Source organism: Streptomyces sp. NPDC058279, assembly GCF_042881255.1.
Taxonomy (GTDB): domain Bacteria; phylum Actinomycetota; class Actinomycetes; order Streptomycetales; family Streptomycetaceae; genus Streptomyces.
This window is the reverse complement of record NZ_JBHVYA010000013.1, coordinates 105,710-121,042: the sequence shown is the minus strand read 5'-3', so window position 1 is coordinate 121,042 and position 15,333 is coordinate 105,710. Positions and strand designations below refer to the sequence as shown.

General features: G+C 71.3%; 16 protein-coding genes. 6 read left to right on the top strand and 10 right to left on the bottom strand.

Translation table 11 applies throughout. The features are described from left to right. Positions 1-9 precede the first annotated feature (9 nt). From ACFVXJ_RS23390 to ACFVXJ_RS23380, 3 genes are read right to left on the bottom strand one after another with little or no spacing between them, the layout of a single operon-like run. Entirely contained in the window at positions 10-768 is a 759-nt protein-coding gene (locus ACFVXJ_RS23390; RefSeq protein ID WP_389664323.1) for a fumarylacetoacetate hydrolase family protein, read from the bottom strand. Beyond that, entirely contained in the window at positions 756-3,647 is a 2,892-nt protein-coding gene (locus ACFVXJ_RS23385) for an FAD-binding and (Fe-S)-binding domain-containing protein (RefSeq protein ID WP_389664321.1), read from the bottom strand. Before ACFVXJ_RS23385 ends, ACFVXJ_RS23390 begins: the two co-directional genes overlap by 13 nt. A 54-nt stretch (positions 3,648-3,701) precedes the next feature. Further along, entirely contained in the window at positions 3,702-4,385 is a 684-nt protein-coding gene (locus ACFVXJ_RS23380) for a 2OG-Fe dioxygenase family protein (protein ID WP_389664319.1), read from the bottom strand. A gap of 716 nt (positions 4,386-5,101) precedes the next feature. On the opposite strand from ACFVXJ_RS23380, the gene ACFVXJ_RS23375 reads away from it, so the two are divergent. Beyond that, positions 5,102-5,929 (top strand): helix-turn-helix transcriptional regulator, encoded by an 828-nt coding sequence (locus ACFVXJ_RS23375; protein ID WP_389664317.1) that lies wholly within the window; start codon positions 5,102-5,104, stop codon positions 5,927-5,929. Here the strand turns inward: ACFVXJ_RS23375 and ACFVXJ_RS23370 are convergent, their stop codons facing one another. The 5 genes from ACFVXJ_RS23370 to ychF all read right to left on the bottom strand — a co-directional run bounded on the left by ACFVXJ_RS23370 (position 5,930) and on the right by ychF (position 8,880). Next, positions 5,930-6,106, bottom strand: a complete 177-nt coding sequence (locus ACFVXJ_RS23370) for a hypothetical protein (protein ID WP_389664315.1) — start codon at positions 6,104-6,106, stop codon at positions 5,930-5,932. Positions 6,107-6,183: 77 nt separating this feature from the next. Beyond that, a complete protein-coding gene (locus tag ACFVXJ_RS23365; protein ID WP_389664313.1) occupies positions 6,184-6,810 on the bottom strand; it encodes a hypothetical protein in 627 nt (208 codons plus the stop codon). A 279-nt stretch (positions 6,811-7,089) separates the two neighbouring features. After that, a complete protein-coding gene (locus tag ACFVXJ_RS23360; RefSeq protein WP_389664312.1) occupies positions 7,090-7,344 on the bottom strand; it encodes a Txe/YoeB family addiction module toxin in 255 nt (84 codons plus the stop codon). Further along, positions 7,341-7,616 carry a type II toxin-antitoxin system Phd/YefM family antitoxin gene (locus ACFVXJ_RS23355; protein ID WP_389664310.1) on the bottom strand — a complete coding sequence of 92 codons (276 nt, stop codon included), beginning with the start codon at positions 7,614-7,616 and terminating at the stop codon, positions 7,341-7,343. Before ACFVXJ_RS23355 ends, ACFVXJ_RS23360 begins: the two co-directional genes overlap by 4 nt. A gap of 175 nt (positions 7,617-7,791) precedes the next feature. Then, a complete protein-coding gene (gene ychF, locus ACFVXJ_RS23350; RefSeq protein WP_389664308.1) occupies positions 7,792-8,880 on the bottom strand; it encodes a redox-regulated ATPase YchF in 1,089 nt (362 codons plus the stop codon). 285 nt (positions 8,881-9,165) lie between these two features. Between ychF and ACFVXJ_RS23345 the strand changes: the two genes are divergently transcribed. After that, the gene (locus ACFVXJ_RS23345) at positions 9,166-9,555 is read left to right on the top strand and encodes a DUF6542 domain-containing protein (RefSeq protein WP_389664399.1); all 390 of its coding nucleotides are present in this window, start codon (positions 9,166-9,168) and stop codon (positions 9,553-9,555) included. A gap of 45 nt (positions 9,556-9,600) precedes the next feature. Here ACFVXJ_RS23345 and ppgK read toward each other — a convergent pair whose 3' ends face one another. Both ppgK and ACFVXJ_RS23335 read right to left on the bottom strand, forming a co-directional pair. Continuing rightward, positions 9,601-10,353 (bottom strand): polyphosphate--glucose phosphotransferase, encoded by a 753-nt coding sequence (ppgK, locus tag ACFVXJ_RS23340; protein ID WP_389664306.1) that lies wholly within the window; start codon positions 10,351-10,353, stop codon positions 9,601-9,603. Positions 10,354-10,398: 45 nt separating this feature from the next. Continuing rightward, positions 10,399-11,427 (bottom strand): 4-hydroxy-3-methylbut-2-enyl diphosphate reductase, encoded by a 1,029-nt coding sequence (locus ACFVXJ_RS23335; protein ID WP_389664305.1) that lies wholly within the window; start codon positions 11,425-11,427, stop codon positions 10,399-10,401. An 86-nt stretch (positions 11,428-11,513) separates the two neighbouring features. Between ACFVXJ_RS23335 and ACFVXJ_RS23330 the strand changes: the two genes are divergently transcribed. From ACFVXJ_RS23330 to ACFVXJ_RS23315, 4 genes are all read left to right on the top strand, one after another. Then, the gene (locus ACFVXJ_RS23330) at positions 11,514-12,908 is read left to right on the top strand and encodes an APC family permease (protein WP_389664303.1); all 1,395 of its coding nucleotides are present in this window, start codon (positions 11,514-11,516) and stop codon (positions 12,906-12,908) included. Positions 12,909-12,917: 9 nt separating this feature from the next. Further along, positions 12,918-14,210: an exodeoxyribonuclease VII large subunit gene (gene xseA, locus ACFVXJ_RS23325; RefSeq protein ID WP_389664301.1), complete on the top strand. Its 1,293-nt coding sequence runs from the start codon at positions 12,918-12,920 to the stop codon at positions 14,208-14,210. A gap of 77 nt (positions 14,211-14,287) precedes the next feature. After that, a complete protein-coding gene (locus ACFVXJ_RS23320; protein ID WP_361310004.1) occupies positions 14,288-14,524 on the top strand; it encodes an exodeoxyribonuclease VII small subunit in 237 nt (78 codons plus the stop codon). Between the two features lie 122 nt (positions 14,525-14,646). Further along, positions 14,647-15,237, top strand: coding sequence for a malonic semialdehyde reductase (locus ACFVXJ_RS23315; RefSeq protein WP_389664299.1), 591 nt, complete (start codon positions 14,647-14,649; stop codon positions 15,235-15,237). Positions 15,238-15,333 lie beyond the last annotated feature (96 nt).

Here is a 15,333-nt window from a genome sequence, read left to right as displayed (position 1 = left end):
GGCGCGGTTTCAGACGACGTGGTTGGTGAGGGCGCCGATCCCCTCGACGGAGACCGTGACCCGATCGCCGCGCCGCAGCGGTCCGACACCCGCGGGGGTACCGGTGAGTATCACGTCACCAGGGTGCAGTGTCATGGCCGAACTGATGTGACTGATCAGGCGGTCGACGGGGTGCACCATGTGGGAGCTGTTGCCGTCCTGTCGGGTTTCGCCGTTCACGGTGGCCCGTACCGCGACCGCCGTGACGTCGAGTTCGGTCTCCACCCAGGGGCCGATCGGGCAGAAGGTGTCCGACCCCTTGGCCCGCCACCACTGCCGGTCCGGTCCCTGGAGGTCGCGGGCGGTGACGTCGTTGGCGCAGGTGTAGCCGAGGAGGTGGGCGGGGACCTGCTCCGGTGTCAGGTCGCGGCAGGTCCGGCCGATCACCGCGGCGAGTTCGGCCTCGTGGTGGAGCTCGTCCGTGTAGGACGGTTTGACGATCGCCTCCCCCGGGCCGATGACGGCGCTGCCCGGCATGAGGAACACGAGCGGCTCCTCGGGCACCTCGTTGCCCAGCTCGGCGGCGTGCTCGGCGTAGTTCCGGCCGATGGCCAGGACCTTCCCCGGGGTGACGGGCGCGAGCAGCCGCACCTCATCGAGGGGGAAGCGGGGGGCGTCGGAGGACACGTCCAGGGGGCCGAAGGGACCGTTGACGAGCGGGACGACCTCGCCCTCGGCCAGGACTCCATAGCGGATCGTGCCCGCCTTCTCGAACCTTACGATGCGCATGTGCCGCTTCCGTTCTCGCGCTCGGCGGGGGTGGTGGTTCCCGGCAGGGCACGCAGCAGCAGCTCCGCCAGGTGTACGGGACGGTGGGAGCCCTCCTGGGCGATCTGCGTCCGGCAGGAGAAGCCGTCGGCCACCACGGCCGTCTCCGGGCCCGCGGCCCGCAGCTTCGGGTAGAGCTCCCGTTCGGCCGCGCCCCGGGAGACGTCCCAGTGGCCCGGTTCGTAGCCGAAGTTGCCGGCCATGCCGCAGCAGCCGGCGGAGACCACGTCCGTTGTCACGCCGAGCCGGCGCAGCACCTCGGCCTCCGGACCGTGGCCGTGGCCGGCCTCCTGGTGGCAGTGCGGCTGCATCACGGCGTCCTGGTCGAGGGTCCCGAACGGCCAGGGTCCGCGGTGGTCGGCGACCACTTCGGCGAGCGTGCGCACCTGCCGGGACAACCGGCGCACGAGCGGCGAGTCCGGCAGTTGTTCGGCCGCCTCCTCGCGCAGGGTCTGGGTGCAGGAGGGCTCCAGGCCGACGATGACGCGGCCGGCCTCCAAGTGCGTGCGCAGGGCGCCCACCGAACGGCCCAGCACCGCCCGGGCCGTCCCCAACTGGCCGGTGGAGTGCCAGGTCAGGCCGCAGCAGACCGGGCCGTCGGGGAGGACCACCTGGTACCCGAGGGCTTCCAGGACCCGGGTGGCGGCCTGGGCCGCGCGGGGGTCGAGGAGGTTGCCGAAGGTGTCCGGCCACAGGACGACCGTGCCGGCGGAACCCGCCGGGACGCGGGCCCCCGTACCGGCCGCCGCGCCCGCCGGGGCCGGCTTGCGGTAGCGGAACCACTGCCGGAAGGTCTGCGCGGGCAGTTCCACCAGCGGCCGACGGGTCTCCAGCCCGGCCAGGGAGCTCAGTTTGGCGGCGATCGGCGCGCGCCGCGTCAGCCGGTTCAGGGTGAGGGGCGCCACCGACGCCAGCCGGGCCAGCGCCGGCAGCCATCCCAGGGTGTAGTGGGCGCGCGGTCTCAGCCGTCCCTCGTAGTGCCGGTGCAGGAACTCCGACTTGTACGCGGCCATGTCCACGTTGACCGAGCAGTCGCTCTTGCACGCCTTGCAGGAGAAGCACAGGTCGAGTGCGTCGCGGACCTCGGTGGAGCGGTAGCCGTCGGTGATCGTCTCGCCGCGCAGCATCTCGCTGAGCACCCGGGCGCGCCCCCGCGTGGAGTGCACCTCGTCGCGGGTGACCTGGTAGGAGGGGCACATGTGGCCGGTGTCGTCGCGGCAGGTGCCGACGCCCGTGCAGCGGTGCACGGCGTTGGTGAGCGAGCCTTGGTCGGCGTCGAAGCGCTGGATCGTCGGCAACTGCTTGCGGTCGCGGCCCGGGCCGGGGCGGACCTGCTCGTCGAAGGGGACCGGGTCCACGATGACGCCGGGGTTGAGCAGGTTGCCCGGGTCCCAGATGTTCTTGAACGCGGCGAACGCGCCGATCAGTTCGGGCGAGTACGTACGGGCCAGCAGCTCGGAGCGGGCACGGCCGTCGCCGTGTTCGCCCGAGGCGCAGCCGCCGTGCCGGACCACGAGGTCGCCGGCGGCCGTGATGAACTCCCGGTAGCCGGCGAGGCCCTGCTCGCTGCCCAGTTCCCAGTCGACCCGGACGTGCAGGCAGCCCTCGCCGAAGTGCCCCGTGATGGTGCCGGTCCGGCGGTGCTCGGCCATGAGGGCGTGCAGGTCCCGCAGGTATCCGGACAGGCGCTCCGGCGGGACGGCGGAATCCTCCCAGCCGGGCCAGGCTTGCCGTCCGTCGGCCATCCGGGTGGCGATGCCCGCGCCGTTGCGGCGGATGGACCAGATCGCCGCCGTCTGCTCGGCGTCGGCGGTGATGAAGTGGGTGGCGTCGGTCTCACGGGCCAGGCGCCGGGCGTTGGCGATCGCGTCGGCCTCGTCCACGCCCTCGATCTCGCAGTACAGCCATGCCTCGCCGGGCGGCAGCAGGTCGATGCCCGGAGCGCGACCGCCCCGCGAGCGCAGCGCCTCGACGAGCGGGGCGTCCAGGCCCTCCACGGTCAGCGCGCCGGCCTTCGCGAGCGAGGGGGCGCGATCGGCGGCCGCGTAGACGTCGGGGAGGCCGAGGACGAGGAGCACCCGGGCGGCCGGGATCGGGGTGAGCCGGATCGTGGCGCCGAGCAGGACGCCACAGGTGCCCTCGGTGCCCACCAGGGAGCGGGCGACGTGGAAGCCCTTCTCGGGCAGCAGGGCGTTCAGTCCGTACCCCGACACCTGCCGACCGAAGCGGCCGAGTTCGGTGCGCAGCGGCGCGAGGTGGGCGTCCCTCAGCCGCTTCAGTCGGCGGTCGATGTCGGCGTCACCGCTGGATCGCTGGTCGGCGTGGACGCGGCGGCCGTCGGCGAGCAGCAGGTCCACGCGCTCGGTGATGTCGGCGGTGGTGCCCCAGGCCACCGAGTGGGCGCCGCAGGCGTGGTTGCCGATCATCCCGCCGATGGTGCAGCGGGAGTACGTCGAGGGGTCGGGGCCGACGGTGAGGCCGTGGGCGGCGGCCCGGTCCCGCAGGGTGCCGAGGACGACGCCGGGTTGGACCGTGGCGGTGCCGGCCTCGGGGTCGAGGTCTTCGATGCGGTTCATGTACCGGGAGAAGTCGAGGATCAGCCCGGAGCCGATGGAGTTGCCGGCGATGGAGGTGCCGCCGCCCCGGCAGGTGACGGGGACGCCGTGTTCGACGGCGGTGCCCACTGCGACGGCCGCCTCTTCCGCGTCCCGGGGCTCGAACACCGCGGTCGGCATGACGCGGTAGATCGAGGCGTCGGACGTGTAGGCGGTCCGGGTCCGCACGTCCGTGCGGGCGGCGGGCAGGCGTGACTGCAGGTGCCTGGTGAAGTCGTCGTTCATGGCGTCTTTCCCGGGTGGGGGGGGCGGAGCGGCGGCGGTCGGTGGGTGGTCGGGTCAGTCGCGCGCGCCGTCGGGGGCGAGCGGGAAGTAGTCGATCAGCAGCATGTCGCGCACGCCCTGCCGGACTCCGTCCGCCGGCTCGATGGCGGAGACGCCGTGGAAGACCCGGCGGTCGTCGATCACGATCGACTCGAACGGGCGCAGCAGGGTGGTGCTGTGGATCGGCCGGCGGTCGCGGTCGTACAGCTGCGACTCGCCGCCCTTGACGTCGGTACGGCGCATCAGGACCTGCGCCACGTAGTGGTGCCCGTCCTCGTGGACGCCCTCGGGGGCCGGGAGCCCCTTCGCGTCGCGGGTGGCGGTGATGCGGATCTGGTGGACGCCGACACCGCTGGTGGCCGGGTCGAAGTCACCGGGCACCCGCTCGGCGAAGAAGCGGATGAGGGTGTGGAGCACCCCTTCCGCGGCCACCTCGTCCGCCAGCGGCGGGAAGTGGCGGTCGACGCCGCCGTGGAGGGCGTTCACCTCGGCGCTCTGGTGGAAGGCGCGCGGGGCTTCCCGTACGAGGTCCCCGCCGAAGTGCCCGCCGAGGTCCCCGCCGGAGAAGCGGAAGGAACCGTGACGGCGACGGCGGTAGTCCGCGCCGTCCTTCATGTACGCATCGACCGGCAGGTCCTCCCAGGATTCCAGGAACAGCTTGATCTGGCCTTCCGAGTGGATTTCCAGCGCCCGTTCCACTTCCCTTTCGGAAAAATACCGGTAAGGGGCGCTGTTATGGCCGGCTGTGCCCTGTGACCGTGTTGCCTCGGTCGCCACTTCACACTCCATTCATGGATTGTTCACGACGTTGCCTCAGCGAATGAGGCATCACCGATCCTGGCCGGAACCGGCTGCCCGGACAAGGTGGAAACCGGTGCGGGAACCCGCTCCGCAGGAACACGCGGAGGAAGTCGGACCGTGCGGTCGGGTCGCTGCCGCGACACCCGCTCGAACAGCGACGTTCCGGATATTCCCCGTGCGTGCGACAGACGGTGAAAGGGGCCGAAAATAGCCTGATCGGTGGCGGGATTCCGTCCGGGAAGCGGGTGAAGGAAGCCGGTGCGCGCCGGCCGATGCGCCCCTCCCCTCAGCTCGGCCACAGCGTGATCAAAGTCTCCAACTGCGAAGATTCCCGGCCCTGGCGCCGTGAACTAGCCTGACGGCAAGCACAGGTCGCCGGCATGGGGGAATGCAGCGTGACGCCTGACTTCGGGGCACGTCTCGAATCTCTACGATCTCAGGACATTCAGCTCTACCGAGAGTTACTCGCACACGATTCGGCACCACACCTGCCGAAGCAGCCGGACTCCACCGCCGCCGACCAGGCGGTCGAAGCCCGGGTCGACTCGCTGGAGCGACTGCTCTCGTCCGGCCTCGCCGTCCCGGATGAACAAAGCGAAACAGGCTTCACTCCCGTGAATCCCGAAACCGTCGGGAGTTACGTGGTGGCCGAGATCCTCGAAAGCTCGGCCCGCTCGGCGATCAATCTTCTCCGGGTGCAGGAGGAATTGGGTCAGGTCGTCGCCGAGTACCGGAACAGTCACCTTCGCGACACCTACGGATACGTGACGCACACCGGCTTCGCGAACATCAACGCGGCCATCCGTCTCGCGGCCCGGGAATGCCGTGCCGAGGTGCTGACCTCACAGCCCGGCGGCGCCAGATCCGCGGCCGTCCTCAAGGAGTCGCTGCCGCCCACGCTCGACATGTTGGACCGCGGGGTGACGATGAAGACGATCTACCAGCACAGCGCGCGGTCCGGTTCGGCGACGCGTGACTTCGTCCGCGCGATCCAGGAGCGCGGCGCCCAAGTGGCCACGCTGGACGAGAACTTCGACCGTCTGATCATCTTCGACCGGACGGTGGCGTTCATCCCCGCCGACGACGACCGCCGGGCGGCGGCGGAGATCCGTGCCCCGGCCGTGGTCTCGTTCCTGGTCGCCCTCTTCGAACGCTCGTGGGTCAGGGCGGTCGCCTTCACCGCGCCCGGCGGCGGCCGGGCCGCGAGCCGCGTCACCGACGACCTGGAGCTGGCCATCATGCGGCACATCGTCGCCGGCGACACGGACTCGGTGACGGCCGGGCAACTCGGCATCAGTGTGCGGCGCTGCCAGGAATACGTCGCGAAGATGTCCGCGCGGCTGGGGAGCCGCAGCAGGGCCCAATTGGGCTACCTGATCGCCAAGTCGGGGCTGCTCGACAACGTTTCCGAGGAGGCGGCGACCCCGGGCTCCTGTGCCTGATCAGGCGCCGGGGAGGGGTGTGGGCGCGGGCTTGGCCGAGTCCCACCCGATGTCGCCGGCCACGGCGGCCCCGCCGACCACCCGCAGGCCGGCGGGGGCCGCCGCCCGGGCCGAGGCGACGGGCAGGGCGATCAGGGCCGTGGTCGAAACGAGAAGGGCGGCGGCGAAGCGGTGCATGGTGTCTCTCTCGTGGGGTGCGTGGCCGTGCGGACGACTGCGCTGAGGAGGTGCGCCCAGTTATGTTCATGCAACACCTACCGCGGGATCAAGGTTTCCGGGGGGTGGTAAACCCGCACTGCGGGAAGCCGCAGCGGCCGCGCCTCCAGGACCGTCGCCGTTCCACCCGCCACCGCCGTCTCGTACATCGTGATCCGGTCGCCCGGGGCGAGGTGCGCCCACCGCGTCGGCGTCAGCGGCAGGAGACGGACCGGGGCCCGCGCGCCGGGCGCGAGGTCGGGGGCGTGTTCGACCCACACGCGGGCGACGTACAGGTCGCGCGTGCCATCCGCCCGGCGCCGGCCGATGTCCCACATCGGCCGCAGCACCCCGGCGCCCGGAATCGGCGTCCGCCGGAACGTCTCACCGGCCGGGCGCAGCACGAGTTCGGCCCTTACGACCCCCAGACGGGTCTCGGCCTCCCGCCACCGGCACCACTCCCGGCTCCGTTCGAGCCCCGCCGTTTCGGCCGCCCGCCCCAGCGCCTCCCAGAACCCCGGCGGCGCGGTCCACTCGCCGGCCAACTCCTCCAGCAGCAGGAACGCGGCCTCCCACTCGTCGTGGGCGAGGTAGTCCCAGACGTCGGACACCGTGATGTCGTCACCGGTGGCCACGCCTTCGGGCACCAACAACGAAGCGGCCTCAAGCATCCCGACGACATCCACGCGCCGATTATGGATCAGCGGCCGCACCGACGTGTGTACACATGGGACGCACCGTACTTTTGGGCGCATGACACAGCCGCTGATACCGGCTGATCCGGCGTCAGCGATCTCCCGCACCCATCCGGCGCGGTGACGGCGAAGGGGCCGACTCCGAGAAGCGGGGACCGGTTCAAGTCCACCGCCGGCGGTGAGGAAGCGGAACGTCGAATGCGGAGCTGCGACCTGGCGGAAACGCCGTTTCGAAAGGAGTCTCTCCCGGCACCATCCCAGCACGGGCGGTCAGTAGTGGTACCGAGCCGCGAGGATGACGATCTCCTTGTCCGTCACCAGGTAGACGAGGCGGTGCTCGTCGTCGATCCGCCGCGACCACGCGCCGGGTAGGTGGTACCTCAAAGGTTCGGGCTTACCAATCCCCGAGAACGGGTCGCGCCTGACGTCCTCGATGAGCTTGTTGATCCGAGCGAGCATCTTGCGGTCGTTCTTGAGCCAGGACGTGTAGTCCTCCCAGCCCTGATCCTCGAAGACAAGCCTCACGAGGCGCCCGTGTCCGCCGAGTCCGGATCGATCAGCTCGCGCTCCGACACATTGACGTGGGTCAGCGCGTTCTCGTACGCCTTCAGCAACCGCCGGGCGTTCGCCGGCGAGCGCAGCAGGTACGAACCCTCGCGCAGCGCCGCGTAGTCCTCGGCCGAGACGAGCACGGCATTGCCGTGCTTCGAGACGATCTCGATGGCCTCGTGGTTCTCGTTGACCTTCTTGATCAGCGGAAAGAGTTCCTTGCGGGCTTCGCTAGCGGTTATCGACACGACGTAACACCTTCCACCCAGTGGTACCTGATAACGTACCACTGCCGGCCCAGCACCGCGCTGCACCTCCCAGCACCACACAAACGACCATGAGGAAAGGGGTCCGACTCCCAAGAGTCGGACCCCTTCTGATCTGCGGATTCGCTAGACCAGTCGTACTGCGGTGAGTCGCCCGCTACACGTTGAAGCGGAACTCCACCACGTCGCCGTCCTGCATGACGTAGTCCTTGCCCTCCATGCGGGCCTTGCCCTTGGCGCGGGCTTCCGCGACCGAGCCGCACTCGACCAGGTCGGCGAAGGAGATGACCTCCGCCTTGATGAAGCCGCGCTGGAAGTCGGTGTGGATGACGCCGGCCGCCTCCGGGGCGGTGGCGCCCTTCTTGATGGTCCAGGCGCGGGTTTCCTTCGGGCCGGCCGTCAGGTAGGTCTGGAGGCCGAGGGTGGTGAAGCCGACGCGGCCCAGGGTGGCCATGCCGGGCTCTTCCTGGCCGACCGACTGGAGGAGTTCGAGGGCCTCGTCGTCGTCCAGCTCGATGAGCTCCTGCTCCAGCTTGGCGTTCAGGAAGATCGCCTCGGCCGGGGCGACCAGGGCGCGCTGCTCGTCCTTGAACGCCTCGTCCGTCAGCTCGTCCTCGTCGACGTTGAAGACGTACAGGAACGGCTTCGTGGTCAGCAGGTGCAGCTCGTGGAGGAGGTCGCCCTTCTCCGTGCCCTTGGTGATGCCCTTGGAGAAGAGCGTGTCGCCCGCTTCGAGGATCTTCTGCGCCTCGGTGACGGCGCCCAGGACGGCCACCTTCTCCTTCTGGAGGCGGGACTCCTTCGTCAGGCGCGGCACCGCCTTCTCGATCGACTGGAGGTCGGCGAGGATCAGCTCGGTGTTGATCGTCTCGATGTCGTCCTTGGGCGAGACCTTGCCGTCGACGTGGACGACGTTCTCGTCCTTGAAGGCGCGGATGACCTGGCAGATGGCGTCGGACTCGCGGATGTTCGCGAGGAACTTGTTGCCGAGGCCCTCGCCCTCCGACGCGCCGCGCACGATGCCCGCGATGTCGACGAAGTCGACCGTCGCCGGGAGGACCTTCTGCGACCCGAAGATGTCCGCGAGGACGGCCAGCCGGTGGTCCGGGACACCGACGACGCCGACGTTCGGCTCGATGGTGGCGAACGGGTAGTTGGCCGCCAGCACGTCGTTCTTGGTCAGGGCGTTGAACAGGGTCGACTTGCCGACATTCGGCAGGCCGACGATTCCGATCGTGAGCGACACGTTGGCGACTTCCCGTAGCTGGAGGGGGCGGCGGCCCGGGGCTGGGCCACCTGACAGTTTACTTTCCGCTGAGTGGCGCTCGATGTACGCGTGTCCGGGCCGCCCCGGGCGGCCCCTCGCGCCTAGTTTGGTGCGGTGGAGCCTTACAGGGTGGAGCACCGGGTGGAGGAGTACAGCAGCGTGGAGCGATACGGGACGAAGCGCCCCGTACGACGGCCCCCTACGACCCCGACGAGCTCGACGGCCCCGTCGGCCGCGACGCCGCGGCCTGCGCCCGTCCGGCGGCTGCCCCGGCCCCGGCTGACCGGGCTCGGCGGCGGGCTGTTCGCGTGCGCCGCGATGGTCCTGGTCGCCGGGATCGACTGGCTGCTGTTCGGCTCGTCGCTGTTCGCGTACGGGCTGCTCTTCCTTCCCGTCGCCGCCGCCACCGCGCTCTGGGTGCGCCCGGCGGACCTGATCACCGCGCCGGTGGCCGTGCCGATCGCCTTCGCCGTCGGGGTGTGGCCCGTCTCGGGCGGCTCGGGTGGCTTCGGCGGAGAGCTGATGGGCATCGTGTCGGCCCTGTCCCTGCACGCCGGCTGGCTGTACGCGGGGACCGTCGTCGCCGCGCTGATCGCGCTGGTGCGCAAGGCCGCGCTGATCGGGAAGCGGCGGCTGCCCAGGCGCGTGGCGTGAGGGATGGCCGGGCAGCCGCCGTCCGGACGTGCTCGCCGAGCGGTACTACGCCGGCTTGGACGCCGACCGGGCCGCCATCGCCGCGCCGACGATGCCCGCGTTGTTCTGGAGCTGCGCCGGCACGATCTCCGCGCGGATGCCCTCGATCAGCGGGAGGAACTTCTCGGGCTTGCGGCTGACGCCGCCGCCGATGATGAAGAGCTGGGGCGAGAACAGCATCTCCACGTGGGCCAGGTACTTCTGGACGCGCCGCGCCCAGCGCTCCCACGTCATGTCCGCGTCCTCCTTGGCCTTCACCGAGGCCCGCTTCTCCGCGTCGTGGCCGTGCAGCTCCAGGTGCCCGAGCTCGGTGTTCGCCACCAGTCGGCCGTCGGTGAACAGGGCGCTGCCGATGCCCGTGCCGAGGGTGAGCAGGATGACCGTGCCGGAGCGGTCGCGGCCGGCCCCGTAGGTCATCTCCGCGACGCCGGCCGCGTCCGCGTCGTTCAGCACCGTGACGGGGCGCCCGCCCAGCCGGCTGGTGAGCAGGGACGCGGTGTCCACGCCGACCCAGGCGGGGTCCATGTTGGCCGCGGTGCGGGTGACGCCGTCGGTGACGACGCCGGGGAAGGTGACGCCGACCGGGCCGTCCCACTCGAAGTGGCGGACCACCTCGACGACGACGTCGGCCACCCCCTCGGGGGTGGCCGGCTGCGGTGTCGGTAGTTTCAGGCGCTCGCCCACGGGCTCGCCGCGGTCCAGGTCCACGGGAGCGCCCTTGATGCCGGTTCCGCCGATGTCCACGCCGAAGATCTCCATGGGACCACCGTAGAGAACGGCGCGGGCCGCGGCCTACCGGTCGGCCTACTCGGCGATGTCGGCCGCCCCGCCGCGTCCCGCGACCAGCTCGGCCGCCTCCGCGCGCAGGTCGCGGCGCAGCTCCTTCGGCAGCGAGAAGACGATCGACTCCTCGGCCGTCTTGACGATCTCCACGTCCCCGTAGCCGCGCTGCGCCAGCCACTCCAGCACCTCTTCGACCAGCACCTCCGGCACCGAGGCGCCCGAGGTCAGACCGACGGTGGTGACGCCGTCCAGCCACGCCTCGTCGATCTCGCTCGCGAAGTCCACGAGGTGGGCCGCGCCCGCGCCCGCGTCCAGCGCCACCTCGACCAGGCGGATGGAGTTCGAGGAGTTCTTGGAGCCGACGACGATCACCAGGTCGGAGTCGGCGCCCATCTGCTTGACGGCGGCCTGCCGGTTGGAGGTGGCGTAGCAGATGTCGTCGCTCGGGGGCGAGACCAGCAGCGGGAACTTGGTCTTGAGCGCGTCGACGGTCTCCATCGTCTCGTCCACCGAGAGCGTGGTCTGCGACAGCCAGACGACCTTCGACTCGTCGCGGACGGTCACCTTCTCCACGTCGTGCGGGCCGTCCACGATGGTGATGTGGTCGGGGGCCTCGCCGGAGGTGCCGATGACCTCCTCGTGGCCCTCGTGGCCGATGAGGAGGATGTCGAAGTCCTCGTTCGCGTAGCGGATGGCTTCCTTGTGCACCTTGGTGACCAGGGGGCAGGTCGCGTCGATCGTCGCGAGCCTGCCGCGCGCCGCCTCCTCGTGGACCACGGGGGCCACGCCGTGCGCGGAGAACATGACGATGGAGCCCTCGGGGACCTCCTCCGTGCGCTCGACGAAGATGGCGCCCTTCTTCTCCAGCGTCTGCACCACGTACTTGTTGTGCACGATCTCGTGGCGTACGTAGACCGGCGCGCCGTACTGCTCAAGGGCTTTCTCGACGGCGATCACGGCTCGGTCGACACCCGCGCAGTAGCCGCGGGGGGCGGCGAGCAGGACGCGGCGGGAAGCGGGAGCAGGGGCGGCAGCAGTCATGGTCTCCATCGTACGGGGGTCTCCGGCAGGCCGGTCGTCGCCCGTTCGACACAGACTGGGTCGCACGTACGTACCGGCTATCCCCCGGAGGAACGATGGCGTCCGCGACGGACACCCCCACGGCGCCCACCACACTGCGACGCACCCTCGGCTTCCGGGACCTGGTCGTCTACGGGCTGCTCTTCATCGCCCCGATGGCCCCGGTCGGGGTCTTCGGCACGCTCGACGCGAAGTCGCACGGTGCGGTCGCCCTGGTCTACCTCGTCGCGACCGTCGCCATGGCCTTCACGGCCTCCTCCTACGCGCAGATGGTGCGGGTGGCGCCGCGCGCCGGGTCGGTGTTCACGTACGCCCGCCAGGGCCTGGGCGAGGGGCCGGGGCTGATCGCCGGATGGATGGCGATGCTCGACTACCTGCTGATCCCGGCGGTCGCCTACCTCTTCTCCGGCATCGCGATGAACGCCCTGGTCCCCGAGGTGTCCCGGTGGGTGTGGACGGCGCTGGCGGTGGTGGTGACGACCCTGCTGAACCTGTGGGGCGTACGGACCGCGGCGCGCGTGGGCTTCGCGGTGCTCTCCATGGAGATCCTGGTGCTGCTGGTCTTCGTGGTCGCGGCGGTGACCGTGCTGGTCCAGGGCGGTGCGCGGCGCGGTTGGCTGTCCCCGCTGACCGGGGACGGCGCACTGGGCTTCTCGGTGGCGGCCGTGCTGGGCGCGGTGTCGGTCGCGGTCCTGTCGTACCTGGGCTTCGACGCCATCGCGTCCTTCGCGGAGGAGGTGACGGGGGGCTCGGAGCGGGTCGCGCGGGCGGTGCTGTTCTGTCTGGCGCTGGCCGGGGTGCTGTTCGTCGCGCAGGGCTACCTGGCCGCGCTGCTGATCCCGCTGTCCTCGGCGGAGCTGGCGGCCGACCCGGCGCTACAGGGGCCCGCCTTCTACACCGCGGTGGAGTCGGCGGCCGGGACCTGGCTGCACGACCTGGTCGCGGCGAGCAAGGCGATCGGGGCGGCCTTCGCGGCGCTGGCGGGGCAGGCCGCGGCGGGTCGGCTGGTGTTCGCGATGGCCCGGGAGCGGCGGCTGCCCCGGAGGCTGGCGGGCACCTCGGACGGCACGCCCCGGCCGGCCCTGCTGGTGGCGGCGACGGTGACGCTGGTCGCGGCGGTGTGGGCGGCCCGGCGCGACGACGGCCTCGACCGCCTGGTGTCGGTGGTGGACATCGGGGCGCTGGTGGCGTTCACGCTGCTGCACGCCTCGGTGGTGGGGTGGTTCGTCGTACGGCGCGGATCGGGCCCCCCGAACTGGTGGCTGCACCTGGTGGTCCCGGTGCTGGGGGCGGCGGTGACGGTCGCGGTGATCGTCGAGGCGGCGTGGACGGCACAGGTGGTGGGGGCGGTGTGGCTGATGGTGGGTCTGGGGGTGCTGGTGGCCCAGCGGGGGCGACGCGCGCGGGACGGGAGGGCGGGCCCCGGCACGGGTGTCGGTCCGGGCGGCTAGCCTGCCTGCATGGGTCTGAATACGTCGGCCGAGGCGCCGCTGCCGGTCGGTCAGGTGTCCCGGCTCATCGGGGGCTGGATCGACAAGCTCGGCCAGGTGTGGGTGGAAGGGCAGATCACCCAGTTGTCCCGGCGGCCGGGGGCGGGGGTGGTCTTCCTGACGCTGCGCGACCCCTCACAGGACATCTCGCTCGGCGTCACCTGCTTCCGCCAGGTCTACGACGACGTCGCGGACCTGGTGTCGGAGGGCGCGCGCGTCGTCGTACGGGCCAAGCCGGAGTGGTACGCGCCGCGCGGGCAGCTGTCCCTGCGGGCCACGGAGATACGGCCGGTCGGGATCGGCGAGCTGCTGGCGCGCCTGGAGAAGCTCAAGCGCTCGCTCGCCTCGGAGGGGCTGTTCGCGCCGGACCGCAAGAAGCCGCTGCCGTTCCTGCCGCAGCTGATCGGGCTGGTGGTGGGGCGGGCGTCGGCGGCCGAGCGGGACGTATTGGAGAACGCCCGCCGCCGGTGGCCGGCGGTCCGCTTCGAGGTGCGCAACGTCGCCGTGCAGGGGGTGAACGCGGTACCGCAGGTGATCCGGGCCGTGCGGGAACTCGACGCCCTGGACGAGGTCGATGTGATCATCGTGGCGCGCGGCGGCGGCAGCGTCGAGGACCTGCTGCCGTTCTCCGACGAGGAGGTCGTACGGACGGTCGCGGCGGCCCGTACGCCCGTCGTCTCGGCGATCGGGCACGAGCCGGACTCCCCGCTGCTCGACCTGGTCGCGGACCTTCGGGCCTCCACCCCCACGGACGCGGCGAAGAAGGTGGTCCCGGACGTGGGCGAGGAGCTGGAGCGGGTACGCCAGCTCCAGGGCCGGGGGTTGCGCGCGCTGCGCGGGCTGCTCGACCGCGAGGAGCGCGGGCTCGCCCACGCCCTCGGGCGGCCGGTGTTCGTCCACCCGCGGCGGATGGTGGAGACCCGGGAGGCGGAGGTGGAGGCCCTGCTGGCGCGTAGCCGGCGGACGCTGGGGCACCTGCTGGACCGGGCGGAGTCGGAGCTGACGCACACCCGGGCGCGGGTGGTGGCGCTGTCCCCCGCGGCCACCTTGGAGCGCGGGTACGCGGTGCTCCAGCGGGCCGACGGCCATGTGGTGCGCTCGCCGGAGGAGGTCGGCGCCGGGGACGTGCTGCGCGCGCGGGTGGCGGCCGGGGAGTTCACGGTCCGCGTGGACGGGGCCGGGCGGCCCGCGGAGACGGGTGGGCCCGAGGAGATCCGGCGGGCCGGGGAGGCAGGGCAAGAGGCCGCCCGCGCCGCCGAATGACGGCGCGCGTCGGCTCGCCGCACGAGCCGTTCAACCGCAGATCCACCGCAAATCGAGCGCATGAAGGTGAGATGGGAATGACCGAGGCCGATACGGCGCTGGGGTACGAGCAGGCGCGGGACGAACTCATCGAGGTCGTCCGAAAGCTGGAAGCCGGCGGCACCTCGCTGGAGGACTCGCTCGCGCTCTGGGAGCGCGGCGAGGAGTTGGCGAAGGTGTGCCGGCACTGGCTGGAGGGAGCCCGCGCACGGCTCGACTCCGCGCTGGCCGCGCGCGATGGAGCCGAGGAGGGTTCCGGGAACGACCGCGAGTAGAAGGTCGCGGGCGCCCGGATGTGACCTCGCTCACTCCCGAGGGATTTAGTTGAAAATTCATCTATCTCTCTCGTAGAGTCGAGGACATCGCGCTTCACCTCCGCATAGAAGAAGGCTTTCCGATGTCTCTCGTTCTCGACGCCGCCGCTCAGGACCTGCTGTTCCGCGAGGCCCGCACCGCCAACACCTTCTCCGACGAGCCGGTGACCGAGGAGCAGGTCCAGGCGATCTACGACCTCGTGAAGTTCGGCCCCACCGCCTTCAACCAGACGCCGCTGCGCATCACGCTGGTCCGCTCCCCCGAGGCCCGCGAGCGCCTCGTGAAGCACATGGCCGAGGGCAACCAGGCCAAGACCGCCGCCGCCCCGCTGGTCGCGATCCTCTCCGCGGACAACGAGTTCCACGAGGAGCTCCCGCAGCTGCTGCCGCACTTCCCGCAGGCCAAGGACGCCTTCTTCGCCGAGCGCCCGGTCCGCGAGCAGGCCGCCCTGCTGAACGGCGCCCTGCAGGCCGCGTACTTCATCATCGGCGTCCGGGCCGCCGGCCTGGCCGCCGGCCCGATGACGGGTCTTGACTTCGCCGGTGTCCAGAAGGAGTTCCTGGACGCCGACCACACCCCGCTGATGGTCGTCAACATCGGCAAGCCGGGCGAGGACGCCTGGTTCCCGCGCTCCCCGCGCCTGGCGTTCGACCAGGTCGTCACGACCGTCTGAGCGCGGCAGCGACCACGCCGGAGCCCCGCTCCACGGCAACGCGAGAGGCCGCCCGCCCCGATCCCGGGGTGGGCGGCCTCTCGCATGTCCGCGGTC